Annotated in this window: 18 protein-coding genes; 3 read left to right on the forward strand and 15 right to left on the reverse strand. The window is 43.2% G+C overall.

What is annotated here, in order from left to right; all coding sequences use genetic code 11:
* Positions 1-14 precede the first annotated feature (14 nt).
* From DBR43_RS30435 to DBR43_RS30475, 9 genes are all read right to left on the reverse strand, one after another.
* The gene (locus tag DBR43_RS30435) at positions 15-1,139 is read right to left on the reverse strand and encodes an acyltransferase family protein (protein WP_124587123.1); all 1,125 of its coding nucleotides are present in this window, start codon (positions 1,137-1,139) and stop codon (positions 15-17) included.
* Positions 1,140-1,154: 15 nt separating this feature from the next.
* Positions 1,155-2,024 carry a PKD domain-containing protein gene (locus DBR43_RS30440; protein ID WP_124587124.1) on the reverse strand — a complete coding sequence of 290 codons (870 nt, stop codon included), beginning with the start codon at positions 2,022-2,024 and terminating at the stop codon, positions 1,155-1,157.
* A 32-nt stretch (positions 2,025-2,056) separates the two neighbouring features.
* Positions 2,057-3,574: a RagB/SusD family nutrient uptake outer membrane protein gene (locus DBR43_RS30445; protein ID WP_124587125.1), complete on the reverse strand. Its 1,518-nt coding sequence runs from the start codon at positions 3,572-3,574 to the stop codon at positions 2,057-2,059.
* A gap of 29 nt (positions 3,575-3,603) precedes the next feature.
* Positions 3,604-6,870, reverse strand: coding sequence for a SusC/RagA family TonB-linked outer membrane protein (locus tag DBR43_RS30450; protein ID WP_124587126.1), 3,267 nt, complete (start codon positions 6,868-6,870; stop codon positions 3,604-3,606).
* Between the two features lie 423 nt (positions 6,871-7,293).
* On the reverse strand, positions 7,294-8,418 hold the full coding sequence (locus tag DBR43_RS30455) for a FecR family protein (RefSeq protein WP_158622640.1): 1,125 nt from the start codon (positions 8,416-8,418) through the stop codon (positions 7,294-7,296).
* A gap of 126 nt (positions 8,419-8,544) precedes the next feature.
* Positions 8,545-9,120: an RNA polymerase sigma factor gene (locus tag DBR43_RS30460; RefSeq protein ID WP_124587128.1), complete on the reverse strand. Its 576-nt coding sequence runs from the start codon at positions 9,118-9,120 to the stop codon at positions 8,545-8,547.
* Positions 9,121-9,235: 115 nt separating this feature from the next.
* On the reverse strand, positions 9,236-9,691 hold the full coding sequence (locus DBR43_RS30465) for an META domain-containing protein (protein WP_124587129.1): 456 nt from the start codon (positions 9,689-9,691) through the stop codon (positions 9,236-9,238).
* 83 nt (positions 9,692-9,774) lie between these two features.
* Positions 9,775-10,263, reverse strand: coding sequence for a hypothetical protein (locus tag DBR43_RS30470; RefSeq protein ID WP_124587130.1), 489 nt, complete (start codon positions 10,261-10,263; stop codon positions 9,775-9,777).
* A 121-nt stretch (positions 10,264-10,384) separates the two neighbouring features.
* Positions 10,385-11,401 (reverse strand): LacI family DNA-binding transcriptional regulator, encoded by a 1,017-nt coding sequence (locus tag DBR43_RS30475; RefSeq protein WP_124587131.1) that lies wholly within the window; start codon positions 11,399-11,401, stop codon positions 10,385-10,387.
* 158 nt (positions 11,402-11,559) lie between these two features.
* On the opposite strand from DBR43_RS30475, the gene DBR43_RS30480 reads away from it, so the two are divergent.
* Together DBR43_RS30480 and DBR43_RS30485 are read left to right on the forward strand one after the other, a co-directional pair.
* Complete coding sequence (locus DBR43_RS30480) at positions 11,560-12,450, forward strand: inositol oxygenase family protein (protein WP_124587132.1); 891 nt, start codon at positions 11,560-11,562, stop codon at positions 12,448-12,450.
* A 138-nt stretch (positions 12,451-12,588) separates the two neighbouring features.
* Positions 12,589-14,217, forward strand: coding sequence for a sodium/sugar symporter (locus DBR43_RS30485; RefSeq protein WP_124587133.1), 1,629 nt, complete (start codon positions 12,589-12,591; stop codon positions 14,215-14,217).
* Here DBR43_RS30485 and DBR43_RS30490 read toward each other — a convergent pair.
* The 4 genes from DBR43_RS30490 to DBR43_RS30505 all read right to left on the reverse strand — a co-directional run bounded on the left by DBR43_RS30490 (position 14,177) and on the right by DBR43_RS30505 (position 16,823).
* Positions 14,177-14,653 carry a luciferase family protein gene (locus DBR43_RS30490; protein ID WP_233603283.1) on the reverse strand — a complete coding sequence of 159 codons (477 nt, stop codon included), beginning with the start codon at positions 14,651-14,653 and terminating at the stop codon, positions 14,177-14,179. The genes DBR43_RS30485 and DBR43_RS30490 overlap by 41 nt on opposite strands.
* Entirely contained in the window at positions 14,640-15,554 is a 915-nt protein-coding gene (locus DBR43_RS30495) for an SRPBCC family protein (RefSeq protein ID WP_124587134.1), read from the reverse strand. Before DBR43_RS30495 ends, DBR43_RS30490 begins: the two co-directional genes overlap by 14 nt.
* Before the next feature lie 82 nt (positions 15,555-15,636).
* Positions 15,637-16,143: a GbsR/MarR family transcriptional regulator gene (locus tag DBR43_RS30500; protein ID WP_124587135.1), complete on the reverse strand. Its 507-nt coding sequence runs from the start codon at positions 16,141-16,143 to the stop codon at positions 15,637-15,639.
* Between the two features lie 158 nt (positions 16,144-16,301).
* The gene (locus tag DBR43_RS30505) at positions 16,302-16,823 is read right to left on the reverse strand and encodes a sigma-70 family RNA polymerase sigma factor (protein WP_124587136.1); all 522 of its coding nucleotides are present in this window, start codon (positions 16,821-16,823) and stop codon (positions 16,302-16,304) included.
* 687 nt (positions 16,824-17,510) lie between these two features.
* Here DBR43_RS30505 and DBR43_RS30510 point away from each other — a divergent pair.
* Positions 17,511-18,683 (forward strand): GNAT family N-acetyltransferase, encoded by a 1,173-nt coding sequence (locus DBR43_RS30510; protein ID WP_124587137.1) that lies wholly within the window; start codon positions 17,511-17,513, stop codon positions 18,681-18,683.
* A gap of 7 nt (positions 18,684-18,690) precedes the next feature.
* Here DBR43_RS30510 and DBR43_RS30515 read toward each other — a convergent pair whose 3' ends face one another.
* Positions 18,691-19,380: a DUF5703 domain-containing protein gene (locus tag DBR43_RS30515; RefSeq protein ID WP_124587138.1), complete on the reverse strand. Its 690-nt coding sequence runs from the start codon at positions 19,378-19,380 to the stop codon at positions 18,691-18,693.
* Positions 19,380-21,716 (reverse strand): family 20 glycosylhydrolase, encoded by a 2,337-nt coding sequence (locus tag DBR43_RS30520; protein ID WP_124587139.1) that lies wholly within the window; start codon positions 21,714-21,716, stop codon positions 19,380-19,382. The genes DBR43_RS30515 and DBR43_RS30520 overlap by 1 nt, the downstream gene beginning before the upstream one ends.
* Positions 21,717-21,722 lie beyond the last annotated feature (6 nt).

Here is a 21,722-nt window from a genome sequence, read left to right on the forward strand (position 1 = left end):
TTAATAGGGTGAGATTATAGTTTAAAAAAGATATTTCGCTGATACAGCCAGTAACACAGGAACCATTCGGCAACCAGTACAGTTAAGGCCGACACAACTGCGGCTACATTTACCGGCAGGTTGAAGAACAGCTGCAACAGATCACCTGAGAAAATCGCAACCTTGCCGTTTAGCCATTGGACCCCTACTGTCTCAAAAAACAGGTAGATAAATATGGCATTCATGCCGACTACCGTAAAAATCCAGGCGTATTTGACATTGCCTTTTACATCTATCAGCCAGTACACCGCAGCCAAAATCAGCAAGACCCATCCTCCCGAAACCATTACGAACGAACTGGTACTGATGCGTTTGATGATGGGTGTAATCCCCGACAGGTCCAGACCGAAACCAAGGACCAGAGCAACAACACCCGCAATGATCAGCGCCTTTATTTTGTAACCGGTACTTTGCCCGGAGATGAGCAGTTTACCTGCCAGCACGCCCCAAATGGTATGCGTCGCGGTAGGAATACAATTGATCGTGACCCAGCCATCGCTGTTAATTTTACCCATCAGCAAGGTATCTGCATAAGCGCCAAAGTTCTTCCCTTCCACAAAAGGCTGGTCAAATCCCGGCATCAGTAAACCACGGAACAACACTTCGGTAAGCACGAGCAAGCCAATGGAAAACAGGAGCTGCCAGGTATAAGACCTGTTGATGATCAGGTAGGCAACGATCATGGTGAACGACAACTGCGTCAGCACATTCCAAAGCTCCCAGACGGGTTTATCTGCGTAAACACAATGTAACGCGACCCCGCAGATAAAAAGCTTTAAACTGCGCATCAGGATATGCCCTAAGTTATCCCTCCAGCTTTGTCCTTTTTCCAGCTTACGACTGTAAGAAATATACATCGCGGCCCCTGCCATAAACATAAAGGCAGGTTGAACGAGATCCCAGAAGCGCAGTCCATGCCAGGGGTGATGAAAAAACTGGGTAATCAAACCACCCATAGGTTGTGCCGGATCAATGTGCAGCATCGCTTCATAAACCCTGCAGCTCTCTGCGCAAAGCAGGACCATAATCATCCCTCTCATCACATCTAAAGACACTAAACGTCCCTTAGCCAGGTGATCAGCAGTTAAAATCTTTTCCATAAGTTTGAGATAAAATTATTCGTTCATATCCAGGAAGAAACTTGAGGTTCCTTCGTCCGGTGCATTGCCCAGGTTTACTGACCAGTCGTTTTTAATGACCTGAATCCCGATCCGCATCCCTGTACCTGTTAACCCTTTCAGCTTACCACGTGAAATCCGCACTTCAAATTTAACCAGTCCGCCCTCCTCTTTTACGGTACCTACGGTATAAGCCTCAGCGATCGATTGGAGTTTATATCCGCCGAAGTCACTCTGGTTGGCACCGGTATGGTAAAGAATATCTACACCGGCAGTGAGCAGCTGACCTTCCATTAACACATCATAACCGCCATCGGTAAAAGAACCGGTAAGCCAGCCCGTAGCCGAATTGTTGTCCGCATCAATGAAGAAATCGAAAATAACTGCATCTGCTTTTTTACCGCTCATCTCACCATACAGGTACACATAGTTGCCATCGTAATCCAGTTTTACAAGGTTAAAAATTCCCTTTTTCGAACCTAAAGGGATCACATTTTTAGTCACCGCAGACCAGTCGTCCAGGGAATTGTCGTTAATTTTTACCGGGGAGACTTTAGCAATCTGCAACACGGTTGATGCCTCTACAGATTTTCCTTTTACCAGCGCCACCAGTGTCGGAACATATTTGCCCTTACCTGGATACGTATGGCTTGGGCTGGCTTCGGTTGAAGTTTTGCCATCCCCAAAATCCCATTGGTAGTTGCTCACACCGTCGGTTTTTACACTGAAAGTTGCTGTCGCCCCATCCACAGTTACTTCATATAACAGATCAGTTTTGATCTCGGTTTTATCCTTTTTACAGGAGCTGAATAATGCCCCTGCCAGCAGCACTGACAGCAGGAACACGAAAGCTTTTAAAGTTTTCATATCAATTTGTATATTACAAGGTGATCGTTAGATTATTGATTTTGTGTAGCCAGTGGATTACTCAATGTCTCGTCTACCGGCAAATAGTAAATGATCCGCGGACTGGTATAAGGAACAGTCAGGTTGGGGTAACCAGCCGGTGTTTTCGAAAGGTCCACATCGGTCTCTTTTAAACCTGTCAGGTGATACCCCCAATACGCCTTATTCAGGCTTCTTTTATTGCGGAACACATCATAAGTCCGATGCCCTTCAAATGCCATCTCTATCCGTTTCTCTGCTAAAACTACATCTAAAGCTGTTGAACCTGCAGGAACCACTTTATTGTAAAGCGAAGCTTCCAGACCACGGTTCTTGCGGATCAGATCCACATCATCCAGTGCCGCTGCATCAGCTCCTGTTTTGGCCTTTGCTTCGGCACGGATCAGGTACATTTCTGCAATCCGGAACATGATGGGTGAGCTTAAATTTGGCAGGTTATCCTGGAAAGAGAACTTACTGATGTAATACACTTCAATCCCGTTTTTCTTCTGCACCACGCCTGCTCCGTCTTTTAAGGGAACAATATACGACCAGCGAACATCCTCAGGATGTGCAGACATGGCCGCACGTATAGAAGAAGAGGCATATTCCTCGCCCCAGCCGGAGTTACCATCCGAGTAAATCATGGAGGCGATGGAACCGAATTTCCCATAGTCATCTACAACGGTAAAAGCAATGCAAAAAATGGTTTCCGTACTCGTGGTGGCATTGGCAAATAACTTTGGATAAGCCGCTTTAGTGGCCAATGAAAACTTACCGGAGTTGATCACCTTGTCTGCATATTCGATTGCTTTTGCATTGTCCTCTTTGTAAAGGTTAACCCTGGCCAGTAAAGACCAGGCGGCTTCCTGTGAGGCATATTGCACACCACGCGAACGGGTCATTAAACCTGCTGCTTTTTCCGCATCGGCAAGTACAGAATCGTACACTTCTTTAACGGTCGACCTTGCCTTTTTTGATGGATCGCTAAGGTTGGTACGCAGGATGATCCCCGGGGAATTCGGATCTACGCTATAAGGTTTACCAAATAACCGGACCAGGTTAAAATGACAGAATGCACGTAAAAAATAGCACTCGCCCAGTAACTGATTGGTGGCTGCATCATTTTTACCGGATTTCTCCACGGCATCAATAACGGTATTTACGCCGGTAATGATTTTGTAGGATAAGTACCAGTAATAACGGCTGTTGGCCTGGGCAGGTGAATGGTCCAGGCTAAAGCTATAATATAAGGGATCTGTGGTTACCTGTCCGCAAACAATATCATCGCTGGCAAAGTCGGTCAGGTGATAAAACTGGCGCAGGTACATATTGTTATTATCGACCTTACCGTTAAATTCAATATGGTCCTTGAACAAAGCATAAGCTCCGTTCAATGCATTGGTAAGCCCTTCGCTGGTGTTCACCAATGTTTCCGTACTGATGGCGTCACTTGGCAGAGAACTCAACTTTTTACAGCTGCTGGCTGCAACCATAAAAAAGACGATCAGTGTAAGTATTATATTTTTCATATACTTTAATTTAATAGGTAAAAACCTGCTTAAAAGCTGAAATTGATATTTAACAAATATTGGCGGTTGTTGGGATACTTAAAGTCCGACACGCCAGGTGTTGCATAACGGGTTGGAGTGATCGTCGTTTGAGGATCCTGGCCCAGGAAGTTAGAGAAGGTGGCCACATTATCCGCCGTGATCCCTACCGTTACATCACTCATGCTGATCTTCTTCGCCCATGCCGATGGCAAGGTATAGGATAAAGCAATGTTCCTGATCGTAAAGTAACTTCCATCTTTCAAATAACGGGTGGAGGTTTCAGTAGAATTGGCCGAGTTCTGCGGACTTGGCTCTGTAGCCTGGGTATCACCGGGTTGAGTCCAGATTTTAGCACCTTTCGGTAATTTGATCTGGTTGTAATAAGGCTCATGACCATCATTCATCATAAACCTCAGGTTATTACTAAAGACCTTATTGCCGTAATTGAAATAGGTGCTCACTCTCAGATTAAAGTTTTTATAACGGAAACTGTTGTTAAAACCACCCTGATATTTAGGCAATGCCGAACCGACTTCCTGATTGGTGGCCTGGGAATAATCTGATGTTCTTTCGCTGGCCACAGCTTTTCCTTCTGTGTTATAAATAAGTTTCTCCCAAACCGGTGCACCGGTCTGTGCATCTACCCCTAACCATTTCGGCATGTAAAATTCAAACAGGTTTCCGCCGTTGCGGTAAATCTGCGAGATGCTCCATGAACCTGTTTTCACGATGTCAGATGGGAAACCTGATAATTTGTTGTTGTTAAAGTTGAGGGTAAAATCAGTAACCCATTCAAAATCCTGGGTCCTGATATTGGTTGAATTGATACCCAGCTCAATCCCTTTGTTAATGACCGTACCTGCATTCTCCCATTTGGTTTCAAAACCAACGGACAGCGGTTGCGATACCTGCAGCAATAAATCTTTGGTATCATTCCGGTAAACATCCAGGGTTAAATTTACCCTTTTAAACAAACCAATGTCCATACCGGCATTGATCTGGCGTTTGCTCTCCCAGGTTAAATTAGGGCTTGGCAATTGATAAGGCACTGCCGCCACTAAGGAATTGTATTTAGTGGTAAGGGAAAACAGGCCCAGAAAACGCGAAGCGCCAATGTCCTGAGTTCCGGTAATACCATAACTGGCACGTACTTTCAGGTTGCTTATAATCTGGTTATCGGCCAGAAAATCTTCATTATTTACCGCCCATGCTGCAGATACAGAGGGGAAACCACCGTATTGTTTACTTGGGGCAAAGTTAGAAGAACCATCATAACGGAATGAGCCCGACAAAAAATACCTGTTTTTGTAGTTATAATTTACCTGCGACAATAAAGATTGTAAGATGTACTTATTGTGTGCACCAACGATCACCTGATTGCTGGAAATCACACCCGGTACTTTCAATCCTTCCGGCAAACCTTTCCCCGAAGCACCGGAAGTTTCGTTTTTACTGATCTCAAACGCTCCACCGGCAAAACCGCTCAAACTGTGCTCCCCAAATTTGAAATTGAACTTAAACAACTGGTTGCTGATGAGGCCATAGTTCAGGGTATTCAACTCATCCAGATAGCCCATCCCATGGTAGGTACCTGCGGCAACAGGAGATACATAATTGCTGCCTTTGTCGAAGGAAGCCGCCAACCGGTTGGAACTGGCAAAAGTAAGCCAGTCAGTAATCCGGTAATTGATTCCCAAATCGTAATTTACATTGAAACCTTTATAGGGATGCTCTGAATTCTGTACGGTATGAATCGGGTTGATTTTATCCCTGGACCACCATTTGAAGGTAGAATTTCCATCTACATAAACCGGGTTTCCGCTCGCATCATAGGGATTGTCCCAGGGCATATTCAGGAAAGAATAATAGGCATCCATATAATCGTAACTCTTGCCCTGTGAGGCACTGAGGTTAATATTATTGGTTAAATCTAGTTTTTTGGAGAAGTGATAAGTAGAATTTCCACGTAAGTTAATACGCTCAAAATCGGTATTGATAAAAGTACCTTTTTCTTTATAATAGGATGCACCTACATAATAATCGTTCTTCTCAGTTTTACCACTTGCGGAAAGGTAGAAGTTATAGATCGGGGCCTTTTTAAAGGATTCTTTAGACCAGTCGTAATCCTGGTCGCGCAGCGATAAAGGACGTTCCGAATAGAATTTAATCAGGTCAATCTTATAAGAGTTATTGGCAGCACCCACTACATAGTCGCGGTAAAATTCTTTCTGGTAATCGTAAAGTTCATTGCTGTTCATCAGCTTCATTTTACCAAAGTCGGCAGTTCTGAAACCGGTGGAGACTTTGGCTTCGAACCTGGTTTCGGCCTGTTTGGCCCTTTTGGTGGTGATGATGATCACTCCTGCATTTGCCTGTGAACCATATAAGGCGGTAGCCCCTGCATCTTTTAATATCGCGACACTTTCCACATCGTTAGGATCGTAATTGCCTCCGATAATCCCATCAACTACAAACAACGGACTCTGATTCGCATTCACTGAGGATACGCCACGCAACCTGATCTCCGCATTGGAACCCGGCGCTCCGGAGCTGTTCACGACCTGCAAACCGGCTACCTTTCCCTGCAGCATGGCGCCGATGGAATTGGAAGTGACATCTTTTAATTTTGCGGAAGAAACCACGGAAACAGCACTGGTCAGCTCGCTTTGTTTCTTGGTGTCGTAACCGACCACCACGACATCGCCGAGCAAGCCCACATCTTCAGCAAGCACAATCGTTAAGGCTCCCCTGCTCACCGGTACTTCTTTTCGCAAATAGCCGACAAAAGAGATCACCAGGGTGGCCTGCTCATCTACATTTTTCAATGCAAAATTTCCATTTTCGTCTGTGCTGACTACCTTATTCGTTCCTTTGACACTTACAGAGGCACCCGGCAACGGCTTTTTGTCTTTATCCATTACCGTTCCGCTGATGTCGATATTCTTAAGGACCGTATTGATTTGCTCAAAGGCATTTGGCCGGATCTTAATCAGGATATTCTTACGCTCCATTTTGTAAGTCAGGTTTTGGTCCTTTAATAAAAATTCCATCACCTGGGCCAATTCTGAATCTTTAAAATTGGCATTGATTTTCGTCTGACTGTTTAGGTTCTGATCAGAATAGAGCACCCTGAAACCAGTTTGTTTTTTGATTTCCAGAAAGACCTGCTGAAGGGTGGTATTCTGTTTTACATAATTGACTTTTTGAGCAAAACCTGCCGCACTGACTTGTAATAAGCAGGTTGTAATGATGGCGATGATCAAATTAACTCTCATTAATAGTCTTCTTTTATTTGTTGCCAGCGCTTGCGCAACAACAAAGTTCATAGCTGATAAAAGTCCAGGCAGCAGCCACCGGCAGAGCACACCTAGGTTAAAAGCATTTAATTTCATACTTTTGTTGGATTGGGTTAATACGTGAACGGATCTCAAATTTGTTTTTTGGGTTAACTCAGATCTTTGCCATGGAAGTGCTGATACACTTTCATGGCTTTTTTCTTAAAAACCTCCTGAAGTATTAACTGGCTTTGTGTTCGGTTCTTTTCATGTGGTTTGGTTAGTTTTTGATGGTTTGGTTAGTTGTGTTGATGGATCTCTTGCTTGTCTTGATGGATCTGTTGGTTGTGTTGATGTTTTTTTTGCTTCTGTTGATGGATAGCTTGGTTAACTATCGGACTGGTTAGGCCCTGGTCATCTCTTTTATTTGGTGCTTACGCGTACTTGTTTTCCTGCGATCGTAAAACGCACATTACTCGTTTCTTCTAACATATTTAAAACACTGGAAATATTTTCAGCGCGGGAAACAGAGCCCGTAAATGTGGGGATTCTGACCAGCTCATTGGTATAGACAATCTCGACGCCATACCAGCGGGCAGCTTTTTTCATGATGCTCGTTAAAGGCTCATTATTGAATACAAACTCCCCGTTTTTCCAGTCGGCCGCATCATTGGCATTCACTTCTTTCACATTGAACTTTCCATCGCTGAGCACAGATTGTTCACCCGGTTTTAAAGTCAGCTGTCCGTTTAATTTCACGGAGCCTTCCATTAAGGTTGTCTTAATACCCTGCTCATCCGCATAGGCATTCACGTCGAAATGGGTGCCCAAAACTTCCACTTCCTGCCCCCTGCTTTTTACGAGGAAGGGTTTCGTTTTATCTTTTGCCACTTCGAAGTAGGCTTCACCGGTCAATTCTACGCTACGTTCTTTGAGTGCAGAGAAAGAGGCCGGATATTTTAAAGAGGAAGCTGCATTTAGCCAAACTTTGGTACCATCCGGCAATTGCAGTTCGTACTGCCCCCCGATCGGTGTTTCGATGCGGTTGTATTTTCCTGTTGATTTTGTTCCTTCATCCGCAATGGTATACACCAGTTGCCCGTCCGCAGTTTTGGTAATCTTTACCCCTCCCTCCTGGGCAAGCATCCCGTTGGTCGCACTGTTCAGCAGGATCTTTTTTCCGCTGGCCAGGGTGAGGTAAGCTTTATTGCTTCCTGCGGGAACATCATTGGCATATTGTTGAGGAGCTTTTACCGGATCAGCAGTTGGGGCCTTGTAAAAATACAAACCCAGTCCTGCCACCAAAACTACCGATGCTGCAACTGCAATATATGGCCACAATTTTCCGGTCTTAGGCAAGGATGGACTACTGTTTCTTTCCAGCGATGCCCACATTTCTTCACTAACTTCGTTGAGTTCTTCTTCTGAAAGTCCGGCTTCATCATTTTGATGCAATTGATGCAGCCAAAGTCTGGCCATCGCTTCTTCTTCAGGACTTGCATTTCCCGAACTGACTTTTTCCAATACTTTTTTGATGTCTTTCTTCATTGAATTCCGTTGCTCTTGTTGCTCAACAATAAGTAAAGGCGATTCAGGAACAGGGATTAGGTACATCCAAATAAAAAAAATTGAATAAAAAACCTAAAACACTGATATACAGTTAAATATTTTTTCCTAATGAAGGATCCATAGAATGAACACTACAGTCCCAAGTCTTACCTTAAGGTGCTTCAGTGCTCTTTTGAGTTGAGTGGATACGGTATGGGCAGAGAGCCCCAGTTGGCCTGCGATTTCTTTGGTACTTAAAAACTCTCTTCTTTTTAAAGTATAGATCTCCCTCATTTTAGGAGGCATGGCGGCAATTTCATTTTCTATTAAGGCGGCGATATCTTTTTCCCGGATCAGGTAATCCGCTTCTGTAGCATCCAGCTCGATATAATGCTCCCCGCTTTCAGCGTATTTTTTAATGATGCCTTTATGCTTAAAGATATCCAGAATCTGATGCAGGACCGTTTTATAAAGATATCCCGACAGACTGCTGTTCAGCTGAACCTCATTACGGTGATTTAGAAGCCAGGTAAAAGAATCCTGCACCACATCTTTGGCCTCCTCTCTGTTTCTCAGCTTTTTATAGGCATATAAGTAAAGCAGCTTGTCGTATCGCAGATAAATTTCTCTAAATACGGCATCATTACCTTCTTTCCATAAAGCAATCAACTCGCTATCAGTACAGGTACTATAATTGGCCATAAAGAATACAAGTTATTGAATTTATCAGCAATAATATAAATTAAATTGGAAAGCCATAAAAAAAGCCCGCACCCTTTTTTGCGAAAATGGTACGGGCTGTAATTTAAATCCTATTTTATTTGACCGCCTTAAAACGGGCTAAGGGAGCCATTCTGGCTTTATTTAAAGAGAGGTTGTCCCCGCTAAGGCTATAATTATCTGCAGCGATTAGCGCAGCGTTCAGCCCATGCTCGATCTCCATATTTTCACAAGCCATCATCGTCGACATGCCCTGCTCAAATTTTATTCTGCCATTGTTTTCCAGGGTATAAGCACCTCCTATTCCGTTACAACCTCCGGAAGCAGAATAACGCCCCTCGCTTTTCTGAAGCAATAGAAATGGTTCTTTGCCATTTACTTTATCAGCTACCGGCTTACCGGCAAGCTCCACCAGTTTCCATTTCCGGTCGGTGATGACATTGCTTTGTTTGCTGTCTTCAGCAGTTTTTTCTTTAGCTGGTTTTTTAAACATACTACATGCGCTCAAAGAGAGTACGCATAAGGCTAAACTTAAGTATTGGGTTGTTTTCATAACAGGGTAAATTAAAGGTAAAAAGCAATTAACTACTACAAATTAATAAATTTCCGGCACATCTGTGTGATTGTTCCCGCTGCTTAGCTACTGGTATTCAAAAATTGAAGACGCTCCTTATGCGCAGTTGAAATACCTTTTAGCCTAAATTCGACATTGGTACCGATAAAGCCTGGCTGAACAAATTCAATGTAAATGTCTCCGCCAAATGAATTGAGGTTTATAGTTTTTGGTTTTATGAGTTTGGCACCAGGTAATTTGAATACATAACCTGCTGAGTTGCTGGTTAAAATTAACGGATCGCTAAGCTGCCTGAGCCATTTTATTCTGCCCAGTCCGAAAATAACCAGGGCATCTTCAGTAATAAACAGTTCACAACGGGAAAAGTAATATCCCTTCCCCTTCATGCCTGAAGAAAATGTTTCACATTTAACATGGTCAAGATGTATGGCATCCAGCCCTGCAAGCACATCCGCTGATAAGGCATAATTTTTATCGCGATTCTTATTCCTCAGGTAAAGGATCAGCAGAACGATTCCAAAAAACAACACATAAAACAGTACAATATCCATATCGCTAAATGACCATCATTTCTTTTATACTACAATTAAAAGACATCTTTTTTATGGGTGTAATTTAAGTTTATTTTTCGAATCCTGCAGCCAGTCCGGCTTCCAAATTCTGGAGATTTACTCAAAAAGCAGCCGACGTGGAATTCCTCAAAATCAGCTGAGAAGGAACAACGGTACTTTCTTCGCTCAATACCAGATACTTTTTCTTCAATGCTTTAAACAGGACTTTGGCAGCCAATTCCCCCATTTCAAATGCAGGCTGGGTAATGGTCGTTAAGGAAGGGTTAAGTATGGCAACAGTAGCGTCGTTAGAGAAAGAAACCACTTTTAAGTCGTCCGGGATCCGAAGGCCCAGTTCCATACAGACCAGATAAATGTCTGTCGTCATTTTACTGACGGTAGCCACAATACCATCAGGTGGCTCTGCGGTCCGAAAACATTTTCTGAGCTGTTCCAAACTTTCATCCGGATCTTCGCTGTAATCAATGATACAGGATGCCTCAGGTTTTCTGCCATTGTCCGATAGCGCCCGCTGATAGCCCTGAATTCTTTTCGCATTGATCGACAGGGACTCTGAAACGGAAAGGATGGCGATCTTTTTACAGCCCCGGTCTATCAGATGCTGAGTGGCCTGATAACCACATTCCTCATCATTTGTGGTGATCTTTGCCGTATCGATTTCCTCGCATACCCGGTCAAAAAAAACCATTGGAACCATCTTATTCAAAGATCTCAAATGGTCAAAAGTATTGGTTTTCGTGGTCACAGACATGATCACACCATCCACCCTTCCGGATTCCAGGTCTTTCAGAATCGTTTTTTCTCGTTCAAAACGCTCATGGGTAAGGTAAATCAGGGCATGATAGCCATTTTCTATCGCGACCGATTCAATGCCGTTTAAAGCGAGGGAGAAAAAACTGTCTGCCACTTCTGGAATGACCACTGCAATGGTATTGCTTTTCTTTTCACGTAAGCTCCCTGCATAGGGATGCGGTACATAATTTAAAGCGGCGGCCAGTTCCAGTACGCGTGTTTTAGTGCGCTCACTGATCTCGTGGCTATCCCTTAAAGCTTTTGACACAGCAGCAGTTGACAGGTTCAGTTCTTTAGCCAACATTTTAATGGTGATGTTACCCATTTTACTAAAAGTGCTTTGGTTAATTTGGTTAGGTTGACCATTTACTTAATCGGTTAAGTAAATAAATCCGGATAGAAATGAACATCTACCCTTTCAAAACTACAACTTTAATACTATTAAATGGGCTGAATTAACAATTAAGATTAATCTACAATCCTATGAATACTAACCAAATCAATGCGACAGCACAAGACAATAGTCCTCTGGAGAACTTAGATGAATGGGAACACGATGTGTTGAACCGATACCCGGATCCCGCTGAAATCAACAAAGAGAAAAAAGAAGAAGAATTCAGAAATTATGAAGAAACGGTAAAAGACGGGGTAAAGGAATTTTACCGCCTCAACCATACTTACCAGACCTATGATTTCGTGATTCAGAAAAAAGCAGATTACCTGAAGTTCGATAAAAAAGAAATGCCGATCTGGAAAGCGTTCGACTTTTTAAATGAACTGGTAGACGATTCTGATCCGGATACAGACCTGGACCAGATGCAGCACCTCCTTCAAACCTCAGAAGCCATCAGAAATGACGGACATCCGGACTGGATGGTATTGGTGGGCCTGATTCACGATATGGGAAAGGTACTTTGTCTGTTTGGCGAGCCGCAATGGGCAGTAGTAGGTGATACTTTTCCGGTTGGATGTGCCTATTCCGATAAGATTGTTTTTCCTGAATTTTTCAGTCAGAACCCGGATTTCAATAATGAAATTTATCAAAACAAACTCGGTGTTTACAAAGAAAACTGCGGTCTTGATCAGGTCCATATGTCCTGGGGACATGATGAATATGTATACCATATGATGAAAGATTATATTCCTGAACCGGGTTTATACATGCTTCGGTACCACTCCTTTTATGCCCAGCACCGGGAACACGCTTACGATCACCTGATGACTGAAAAAGACCATGAAATGTTTAAATGGGTGGACCTGTTTAATCCCTACGACCTCTATTCCAAGAATCCCAACCAAAAAAGCTGGGAGGAACTGAAACCTTATTATCAGGCACTGGTCAGCAAATACCTGCCTGCTACACTAAAGTTCTAAGCCACTGAGCTGAGATACCCCTGCCTGCTGTTGTACGAAAGCGCCACATTCGTGCAGCAGCAAGGTATTTTGTGAGCGATCACCACGTATACTGAAACCACCACCACGCCAAATATAAATTTCCGGAAAGCTCAAACCATGAACCAATTACAAACTTCAGACTACATTGTTTTTTTTGTTTACCTGATTGCCGTATCTGCCTATGGCTATTACATTTATCATAAGAAAAAATCCGCCAACATCAGCTCAAAGGATTTTTTCCTCGCCGAAGGTTCCTTAACCTGGTGGGCAATCGGGGCTTCCTTAATTGCGTCGAACATTTCCGCAGAACATTTTATTGGGATGTCAGGTTCCGGCTTTGCATTGGGACTCGCCATTGCCTCTTACGAATGGATGGCGGCGGCGACTTTAATTATTGTGGCCATCTTTATCATTCAGGTTTACCTGAAGAACAAGATCTTTACCATGCCCCAGTTTTTATCGAAACGTTACAACGATAAGGTAAGCACGGTCATGGCCGTATTCTGGTTACTGGTGTATGTTTTTGTAAACCTGACCTCCATTATTTACCTCGGTGCACTGGCCATTTCGTCGATCTCTACCCTGAGTTTTGAGTGGTGCATTGTTGGCCTGAGTGTTTTTTCAATGCTGGTCACCTTAGGAGGAATGAAGGTGATTGGCTATACTGATGTGATCCAGGTCGTTGTGTTGATTCTTGGCGGTTTGATCACCACCTATCTTGCGCTTTCCCTTCTGGCTCAGGAGTATGGATTTGGTCAGGATATTTTCAAAGGACTCTCCATTTTAAGGTCAGAAGCTCCAGGGCATTTTCATATGATATTTGATTCCTCTCACAAGTACTATAAAGAACTTCCGGGCCTCTCTGTACTGATCGGCGGAATGCTGATCAACAACCTCGCCTACTGGGGCTGCAACCAATACATTGTACAACGGGCTTTGGGGGCAGACCTCAAGACGGCGCGCAAGGGCATTCTTTTTGCTGCATTTTTAAAATTGCTGATTCCGGTAATTGCCGTACTTCCCGGAATTGTGATGTATGTGCTGCACAATAAAGGATTGTTTCATGCAGAAATGTCTGATGGAGGGATCATTAAACCTGATCATGCCTATCCGACGCTAATGAATTTATTGCCGCCTGGTGTAAAAGGGATCGCATTTGCCGCACTTACTGCAGCGATTGTGGCTTCACTGGCAGGTAAAGCAAACAGCATATCTACCATTTTCTCTCTGGACATTTATAAGAAATACTTTGAAAAAGAGGCCAGTGATAAAAAGATGGTCCGCGTGGGCCGTTGGGCAGTTGTGGTTTCCCTCACGGTTGCAGCGCTGGTTACCCCCGCGCTAAAATCACTCGATCAGGCTTACCAGTTTATCCAGGAATATGTCGGATTTATTTCTCCGGGTGTATTGGCCATTTTCCTACTTGGCTTTTACTGGAAACGCACTTCAGCAGCAGCGGCCATGACCGGGGCCCTATTGACCATTCCCATTTCTACGGTATTGAAATTTCTTCCGGTATGGACAAATGGCGCATTTCCCGATTATGCGTTCCTGGACCGGATGACCATTGATTTTGTTTTAATCCTGGTCATTATGGTGATGATTAGTCTCTGGAAACCAGAAAAAGAAGCCGACAGAAAGGCCATAGAAGTGGATCCGTCCATGTTTAAAGTCAACACCGGCTTCATCATTGGGTCTATCCTGATTATGGGGATACTGACTGCGCTGTATACGGTTTTCTGGTAGCAAATTTCTTTTGAACCTGGTCATAGGCTATTTTTAAAAGCTCCTTAGCATAATTTTTATCCTCCTTAGTCAGGATGTAAAAACTGATCCAGCCCGATTTTTCAAAAACATGATGGGGCTGGATCCTGCCTTCTTTCAGCAATAACAACTTCATCTCTCTGGTATATAAAACATCCAGTAATCCATTGCTATGTAAGTGCCCGATTTCCTTTCCCTTATGGTCAAACTGAATTCCGCCATATTGATGCAGGCCAACCACCGTTCCCTCCCATTGCAAGACCTCTGCTTCGATTTCGTCCAGCCAGTCCAGAAGGACCGGATTCCTTAGAAACACCCTGAATTTCAGCAAGCTATCGAACACATGGGGCAACAATGGAACATCCTTTAAAAAGCCCAGATGCCGGACGACAAATGAAAATACCTTATCCTTTTTCACTTAACATTTTAATGTGTTCCATTACCCTCAAATGCACATTTCTGGTGATGCTTTTTGCCCAGATATCATAATACCAAATGGGAAAAACATGGAGGCGGTACCAACTGTTGCCAATTAAGGTAGTGGTTCCGTTTCCGTTATCTTTCAACAGAAATTGCCCCCGGAGGATATCGATATGCCCCATAATTTCCGGGTCAAGAGGTTGGCCAATGATGTCAAAAGTAAGGTCCTTATTGGGTTCATAGGTGACAATCTTTTCATCAAAAGTATAACCGTTGCTAAAAATACATTTTCGCCCAGCGCCTTTATAGTACCCCTCTACGGTGGTTTGGGCCGGACTCGGCATTCCGATCTGAAACAACCAGTAATCATCTTTCTTTTCTATCTTTTCAAAGGCAACAACATGCTTCCAGATTTGTTCCGGTGTGGCATTGATGACCATTTCATCAGCAACGAGATTTACATAATTGTGCTCAGATAAGGAATCGGTTACAAAAACGACAAAGAGCAGGGAGAATACGCTGACGTTTAGCGTCTGGTTATTTTTTTGAAACATCCGTTTCCCCAGAAAAGCTCCGGCAATGATAAATACAAAAATAAGCGGCGAGACGATCAGCAGACAAATTACCCCTTCACGCAGAAAAACATAACTGAACAGAATGGCCAGGGAACCATTTATCAGAGAATATCCAACAAGCGCATTGCTCTTCAGATTAATTTTCATCCAGAACCAGGAACTGACAATCCCCATTAATATAGGCACAATCACAAATATCGAAAACACCAGTGCTCCGCTGTCCTGTAATTTGGTGTATTTAAACAGGCCTACCATTAGGAGTGCCAAAAGATTGGACATAGCAAAGCCCTTGAGCAAGGTTGCTCTATAAAAATTCGTTGTCATATTTTTTTATTTTGAACCACTGGTAATAGGAAAATCCCGGTACTCAGAATGTCTTTTGTCTAAATTTTAGCCTGAAAAATGGTTATCTGAACATTTTAACAATAGATCCCCAAAACCAGCTCTCCTCTGCCTTGATCATGGTATCCAGTGTTTTATCTACGTTCTTAGCCAGTTTATTAATGTCGGTCACCGATTTATGGAAGGTCAGGTATTCCGGATCTTTAGGGTCTCCTTTTACATTGGAAAGTTCGTCCAGAATTTTCACAACCGGATCAAGTTCTCTCTTTCTTCTTTCTTTAGCGACTTGTTTAGCAATGTTCCAGGTGTCTTTATCTGCAAAGAAATACTCTTTACGCTCGCCCGCCCGATGTTGCTTTTCGACCAGACCCCATCCGATCAGGTCCCTCAGGGTCATGTTTGCATTGCCCCTGGAAATACTGAGGGCATCCATGATCTGTTCTGTAGTGAGGGCCTCAGGCGAGACCAGCAACAAGGCATGCACCTGAGCCATGGTACGGTTTATCCCCCATTCTGAACCCAGTTTACCCCAGGCTTCTATAAATTTCTGTTTTGCTTCTGCCAGTTCCATAATACAAACATAACATAAGTTATCAAACTTTCAAAATATACTGAAAGTTTAATTAAAAAAATAGAGCGTGGATTGGAGCGTGCTGCCAAATGAGTGTTGAAATGACCAGCAAATAAAAAAACCCGCCTGAGCGGGTTTATGTATGAAGTCAGCCTCGGTTAATTCAGTTTAACCCGATCCTTGTACATTTTTAATTGTTCTTTCAGTACCTGTCTGGCCACATGGATTCTTGTTTTCACCGTACCGATCGGGATCTCGAGTTCTTCGGCTATTTCATGGTATTTATATCCCTCAAAATACCTTAAAAAAGGACCGGAATATTCAGGCTGTAATTTCGCCAGCGCCCTGTGGATATCCTCCATCACAAATTTATTCTCCGCCTGGTTGTTCGCAGCACTGTTGCGCAGCTGGTAAGGAGTTAAATCGTCTGTGGTATCAATCAACGCGAGTTTTCTGCTGCTTTTACGGTAATCATTAATGAAAGTGTTTCTCATGATGGTATACAGCCAGCCCCTCAGATTGGTACCTTGCTTATACATGGCATGATAACGGATGGCTTTGATCAGGGTATCCTGAACCAGGTCATTAGCGTCCTCCACATCATTCGTAAACTTCATGGCGAAAGCTTCAAGGCAGGAACGGTGATCACAAATCTGATGATTTAAAGAAATATTTTTCATAGGTAGATGATTTTTAATTGCTTTTCAATAGGTAAGCTGTCAGATTCAAATGATGTACCAAATTCAAGCTCAAAAAACAGCCAAAACATACAAAAATTTATTAATACACCTCTTTTTCTCAATTTCAGGCTTAGTTTCAATGAAATTTCCGGTAAGCTGCGATAAAAGAGCAGAAAAAAAACCTCCGGGAACACAAATTGGCATCATTGATGTCTGGGGCGCAGGTGTATATTATCCAAGACCCAATCCCCCCTCCTTTCGATCTTAGTGTTCCGGATTTCCGAAAAACAAGAGATGAAGATCTGATAAACACCCGGTAGGCATCCCATAGACCGGGAAGCATAAATCCGGGGGGATTTACAATGACTATCAGTGAACATAAGAGAACCGTAAAGTAAAACAGGCCAGCTCCATGCCCTTCCCGGAACACAATGGGGCTGGCTTTAAAGATTAAGCGCTTGCTTCCTGACTGCAACTGAGATGCCCATCATTTCCTTTTAATTTTTACTGACGATCATTTGATCATTAACAGGTAGTTGATAGGTCTGTCATTGGTCAAACTGACCTGTTAACCATGCATTTAAAGTGAGGTGAATATTAATTTTAATAGACAACATATCATCATCATATAAAAAACATTTCGTAACTTGTGTTAAAACAAATTAATAACTTAATTAATCAACAGATATGGGAAAATTAATAAACGGTATATTTGGCGGTTTTCATGGCAAAATCGGCAACCTCGTAGGTTATACCTTAAAGGGTAAATACGTCATCAGAAAAATAGGGAAAAGTTCCAAACCGCTTACTCCGGGCAGACAAGCAAACTGTCAAAAAATGACCCTCGTAAATGAGATGCTGAGCCCTTCGCTCGAGGTGATCCGCAAAGGATTCCGCATGAAGGTAGCAGGAACGGACAAAAACGAGTACAATGAAGCAGTTTCTTACAATAAAAAGAACGCCATTCAGGGAGATTATCCAAACATCAGCCTGGACTATACCAAGGTAATGGTGAGTATGGGAACACTTCCTGTAGCCATCCATCCTACCCTTAGTCAAACAGACGATAAAATCACCTTTAACTGGGAAGTATTAGCCGATCAGGCCGATCAGTATGGGAAAGATCGTGCGATGCTGCTGATCTATTTTCCGGATTTAAAAATATCCTGGTACGAATTGATCGGTTCAACAAGAACTGAAGGTACATATACAGTCGAGATGGGTGAAGGATTGGCAGACAAAAGGATGGAAACCTATATCTCTTTTGTAAAAGACAATGGAAGGGCTGTTTCGGACAGTGTCTATGTGGGTGCCTTAAATGCAGATAAAGAGATCACAATTTCAGAGAAAACCGATCCGGAAAAGGCGCAGTCAAACCGGGATTTCAGTTATGCAGGCCAGGATTTTGACATCATCAGCTATAGGAACTATCTTTTGGCCTCGGGTATAGAGATCCTGCCACCCGCCAAAAGGCATCAGAACAAGATCATATCTGATTCCTGGTTTAAACATGTGCTAAAAAACACCGTCAACCAGGAGGTTATTGGCGATTGCTCCTTTAAACTCAAAAAGAACGAGCACTGTATCGCCGAAATGAAAGTCAATATTTTTCCTGCCGAAAAACGCAAAGGTTATGCAAAAGAAGCTTCATCAGCCATGATCTCCTATCTGTTTGAAAAAACAACAGTAAACCGGATTGTGAAAATCGTGGATGCTCAGGATGAGGCCGCAATGGCTTTGCTGAAAAGCCTGGGCTTCAGGGAAGAAGAATATTTCAAAGACAGTGTATTTTCAGATGGTAAATGGGTTAGTGAATACCAGTTTGCGCTATTAAAATCGGATTGGGATTTACGCGGATAGCAGGTTGCTATAAGATCAAATTTGCAGAGATCAGGGCAAGCAATTCCGAAATTGTTACTGTAAAGGGAATCCGTTGGCTATTGACCAGTTCTATCAGTTTATTTTTCTTGTCTATTAATTTAATGCAATCCCTGTTTATCACTACACCCTCACTGAAAGCACGGGTGAACCAATCGGCTTCCCCGGATTTTCCCTGCTCCAGCCTGGCCATGTTGTTTTTTGGAGCGCTGAGTCCAATTGAAATCTTCGTTGCGTTTTTTATCGCTTTCAACTCCATAAAAATAAGGTTCTCCGTAGCGGAGACCCATGATTTCAATTCCAGTTCCTGATCATTTTTCTTCAAGTGAACGGTCGTTACCCCATTACTCAATAATTGTTCGGCGGTAAAATCTGCCTTTTCAAAACCTTCGGTCTTCAGTACCAGAATACCAGCTAAGCGTGGCCCGGATAAACCGTCGGCTTTTGACTGTAAGCGCCAAAAGTCATTTTTAGCCAGGTAAAAAGACAACTGTTCTCCTTTGTAACCAACGCTCATGGTTAGATCGCCATTCCCCATTAAAGGTGCATCTATTGCGACATCAGATGGTGTTCTGGCCAGTGCTTTTGTCCAGCTGTTTTTATAGCCGGGCGATTGGGCAAAAGCAGATAAGCTCAGTAAATGAGCAAAAATAATTACGGACCAAATTTTAAACCTCATTATTTCGTTATTTTTGAAATGGATAATTCGCCCAAACGTTTGTTATAAACCTGAATATCCGAAATCATTTGACTGGCTTTGGCGCCTTCAGGCTGACTTAACGGAAATACCAGGGTTTGCATGCGGCTGATTTTTCCATCTGTATTTTCAAAGCTGATTTTCTTTCCTTCCATTTTCTGCACCAGCTTTCCATCTACGTATAACCAGGTGCCTTTTTCATTTCCCGTCAGCAAAATTTTATAAGCTTGATTTGCGGTAAACAGGAAGTCAAAAAGATCGGTATAATTCTCCCTGCTAAAACCTAACCTTAGGCCCTCTTTCTGATCTAAAAATACCTGCGCATTTTCAGATTCAAACAGCGTCACCTCTTTATTATCTCCCGGATTGGGTTTGAAGGTAAACGAAACAGAATATGGGTAACCGATTTCTTTAAGTGGTAAGGACAAGGCCTCAAATCCTTTAGCGGGTTTACCATCCTGCAAAACCAGGGAATCTGCGGTAGCCGAACGAACAACCGCACGCATGTTCAATCCAGGGCCTTCTCCTGTTCCTGCACTGTTTTTAGCAAAAGTATCCCAATCGGCATGATCTGATTTTCCGGTCCACATTTTCTCCGACAAAACCTGCATCGCCGGAAAAACCCGCTGATGGACATCTTTCATCGTAATCCCATTGCCAACATGGTCATTCCATACCGCAAACATCCCTCCTCTGATTTTAGGATGTCCCATCAAAAAGACTTCTTTGCCAATCTGGTTTGGTTCCCAGCTCTGATAAATGCGTTTGACATTCAGGAAATCGTAATAATAGCCTGCCGCCGGAACGATGTACAACCACCCATCCGGTGTACTGATCTGGTCGTAACCCAGACGGACCATTTCTTTCGGCTCTGCGTAACCATTGTACCAGGCGTTCATGGTTACCCCTTCAACGCTGACCTTTGTGTTGCCCTGTGCATGAGTTAATGCACCCCACATACGTACCTTTTTGCTATAACCCTGTACAAAACGGATATAATGATCTGTAAATGCCCTGAAACTCTCTGCTTCCTTTTTTGAATATTCATCTGTTCCGATATGCACTTCCGGATCTACAAACACAGGATCCTTTCCACTGATGTATTCTTTAAAAACCTGGTCTATGACCTCATAGGTTTTGGGATTATTGATGTCCAGGTGATCCATTCCATAAGCCTTGCTTCCGATTTCCGGAAAGGCTTTGGTAAAAGCCAGGGAATGCGCAGGTACATCAATTTCAGGAATGATGCGCATGCCGTACAACTGAGCTGTTTTTTGCAATTCGCGGAAATCGGCTTTCGTATAATGGCCGTCTGTGGCCGTCAGCTGAGGATAAGTCGTGCTTTCCAGTCTGAATGCGGAGTAGGTTTTATCCCAATCACCACCAAAAAACTGCTTGAAACCATTGTCGTTCAAATGAATATGAAAATCACCCATTTTGTAATAAGCCATCATCTTCACATAGTGTTTTAAAAAGTCGAGGGTGAAAAACTTACGGCCAACATCAAGCACCAGGCCCCTTACTTCATATTTCGGATAGTCATGTGCCTTCCCTTTTACAATCATACGATGTGCAGGATCCTGCTCCAACAACTGCAAAATAGTTCTCGTTGCCCAAAAAGCCCCTTTATAATAGGCGGCACTAATGCGCAGGCTCTGATCAATATCCAGGGTATAGCCTTCCTCGCCTAAATTTTTCAGCTGTGGGTTGAGGCTAAGTATAATGTCACCCGGTTTTGCTTTACCTGTAGCAATGCTTAAAGCAGTATATCCTGTTAATTTTTTAAGGTCTGCCAGGAAGATCTCAGCTGCTGATCCCAGCAGCTTCCGGTCTGCTGGGATCAGCACAATGCGACTGCCGGATAACAATTTAAAATTCCCCATTCCGCCATTCCATTCCCGCAGAGAAGGAATGACAAAAGGTTGCTTGTTGATCCCTGTCTCCGGACGAAATTGCCCCCTTACCTTTATCACCTGTGGAAATTCATAAGAACGGTTGTTCTGCGTATTTTTTAGTTTCAATACCAGTTGGACTTCACAATCGGTTAGGGGACGATGTACTTTTCCATCTGTACCTATGACTGGTCTTCTATCCGAACCGTAAAGCGAGAGTTCATACCCCTGCCCCACTTTTGGGAGCGTTAATGAATGGGTATCCCCGGCTATTTCATCCGGAAAAGAAAGCGTGGAGACCAAAGCTTTAAAGGCAACTGAATCCCCGGCGCTGAGTTTTTCTTCCTGTGCATGGACCCCGCTGCAGGTAAAGAGTAAAAGCACAATGGCAGGTGTTATTTTTTTAACAAAAACAGATAACTTCATTTATGA

The sequence above is a fragment of the Pedobacter sp. KBW06 genome (assembly GCF_003852525.1).
Classification (GTDB): Bacteria; Bacteroidota; Bacteroidia; order Sphingobacteriales; family Sphingobacteriaceae; genus Pedobacter.

What these genes read in the sequence shown, in the direction of transcription:
- DBR43_RS30520 (WP_124587139.1), bottom strand. Translation starts at nt 21,716, where the DNA reads ATGAAGTTATCTGTTTTTGTTAAAAAAATAACACCTGCCATTGTGCTT.
- DBR43_RS30515 (WP_124587138.1), bottom strand. Translation starts at nt 19,380, where the DNA reads ATGAGGTTTAAAATTTGGTCCGTAATTATTTTTGCTCATTTACTGAGC.
- DBR43_RS30450 (WP_124587126.1), bottom strand. Translation starts at nt 6,870, where the DNA reads ATGAGAGTTAATTTGATCATCGCCATCATTACAACCTGCTTATTACAA.
- DBR43_RS30495 (WP_124587134.1), bottom strand. Translation starts at nt 15,554, where the DNA reads ATGACAACGAATTTTTATAGAGCAACCTTGCTCAAGGGCTTTGCTATG.
- DBR43_RS30465 (WP_124587129.1), bottom strand. Translation starts at nt 9,691, where the DNA reads ATGAAAACAACCCAATACTTAAGTTTAGCCTTATGCGTACTCTCTTTG.
- DBR43_RS30445 (WP_124587125.1), bottom strand. Translation starts at nt 3,574, where the DNA reads ATGAAAAATATAATACTTACACTGATCGTCTTTTTTATGGTTGCAGCC.
- DBR43_RS30485 (WP_124587133.1), top strand. Translation starts at nt 12,589, where the DNA reads ATGAACCAATTACAAACTTCAGACTACATTGTTTTTTTTGTTTACCTG.
- DBR43_RS30470 (WP_124587130.1), bottom strand. Translation starts at nt 10,263, where the DNA reads ATGGATATTGTACTGTTTTATGTGTTGTTTTTTGGAATCGTTCTGCTG.
- DBR43_RS30455 (WP_158622640.1), bottom strand. Translation starts at nt 8,418, where the DNA reads ATGAAGAAAGACATCAAAAAAGTATTGGAAAAAGTCAGTTCGGGAAAT.
- DBR43_RS30435 (WP_124587123.1), bottom strand. Translation starts at nt 1,139, where the DNA reads ATGGAAAAGATTTTAACTGCTGATCACCTGGCTAAGGGACGTTTAGTG.
- DBR43_RS30505 (WP_124587136.1), bottom strand. Translation starts at nt 16,823, where the DNA reads ATGAAAAATATTTCTTTAAATCATCAGATTTGTGATCACCGTTCCTGC.
- DBR43_RS30460 (WP_124587128.1), bottom strand. Translation starts at nt 9,120, where the DNA reads ATGGCCAATTATAGTACCTGTACTGATAGCGAGTTGATTGCTTTATGG.
- DBR43_RS30475 (WP_124587131.1), bottom strand. Translation starts at nt 11,401, where the DNA reads ATGGGTAACATCACCATTAAAATGTTGGCTAAAGAACTGAACCTGTCA.
- DBR43_RS30480 (WP_124587132.1), top strand. Translation starts at nt 11,560, where the DNA reads ATGAATACTAACCAAATCAATGCGACAGCACAAGACAATAGTCCTCTG.
- DBR43_RS30510 (WP_124587137.1), top strand. Translation starts at nt 17,511, where the DNA reads ATGGGAAAATTAATAAACGGTATATTTGGCGGTTTTCATGGCAAAATC.
- DBR43_RS30440 (WP_124587124.1), bottom strand. Translation starts at nt 2,024, where the DNA reads ATGAAAACTTTAAAAGCTTTCGTGTTCCTGCTGTCAGTGCTGCTGGCA.
- DBR43_RS30500 (WP_124587135.1), bottom strand. Translation starts at nt 16,143, where the DNA reads ATGGAACTGGCAGAAGCAAAACAGAAATTTATAGAAGCCTGGGGTAAA.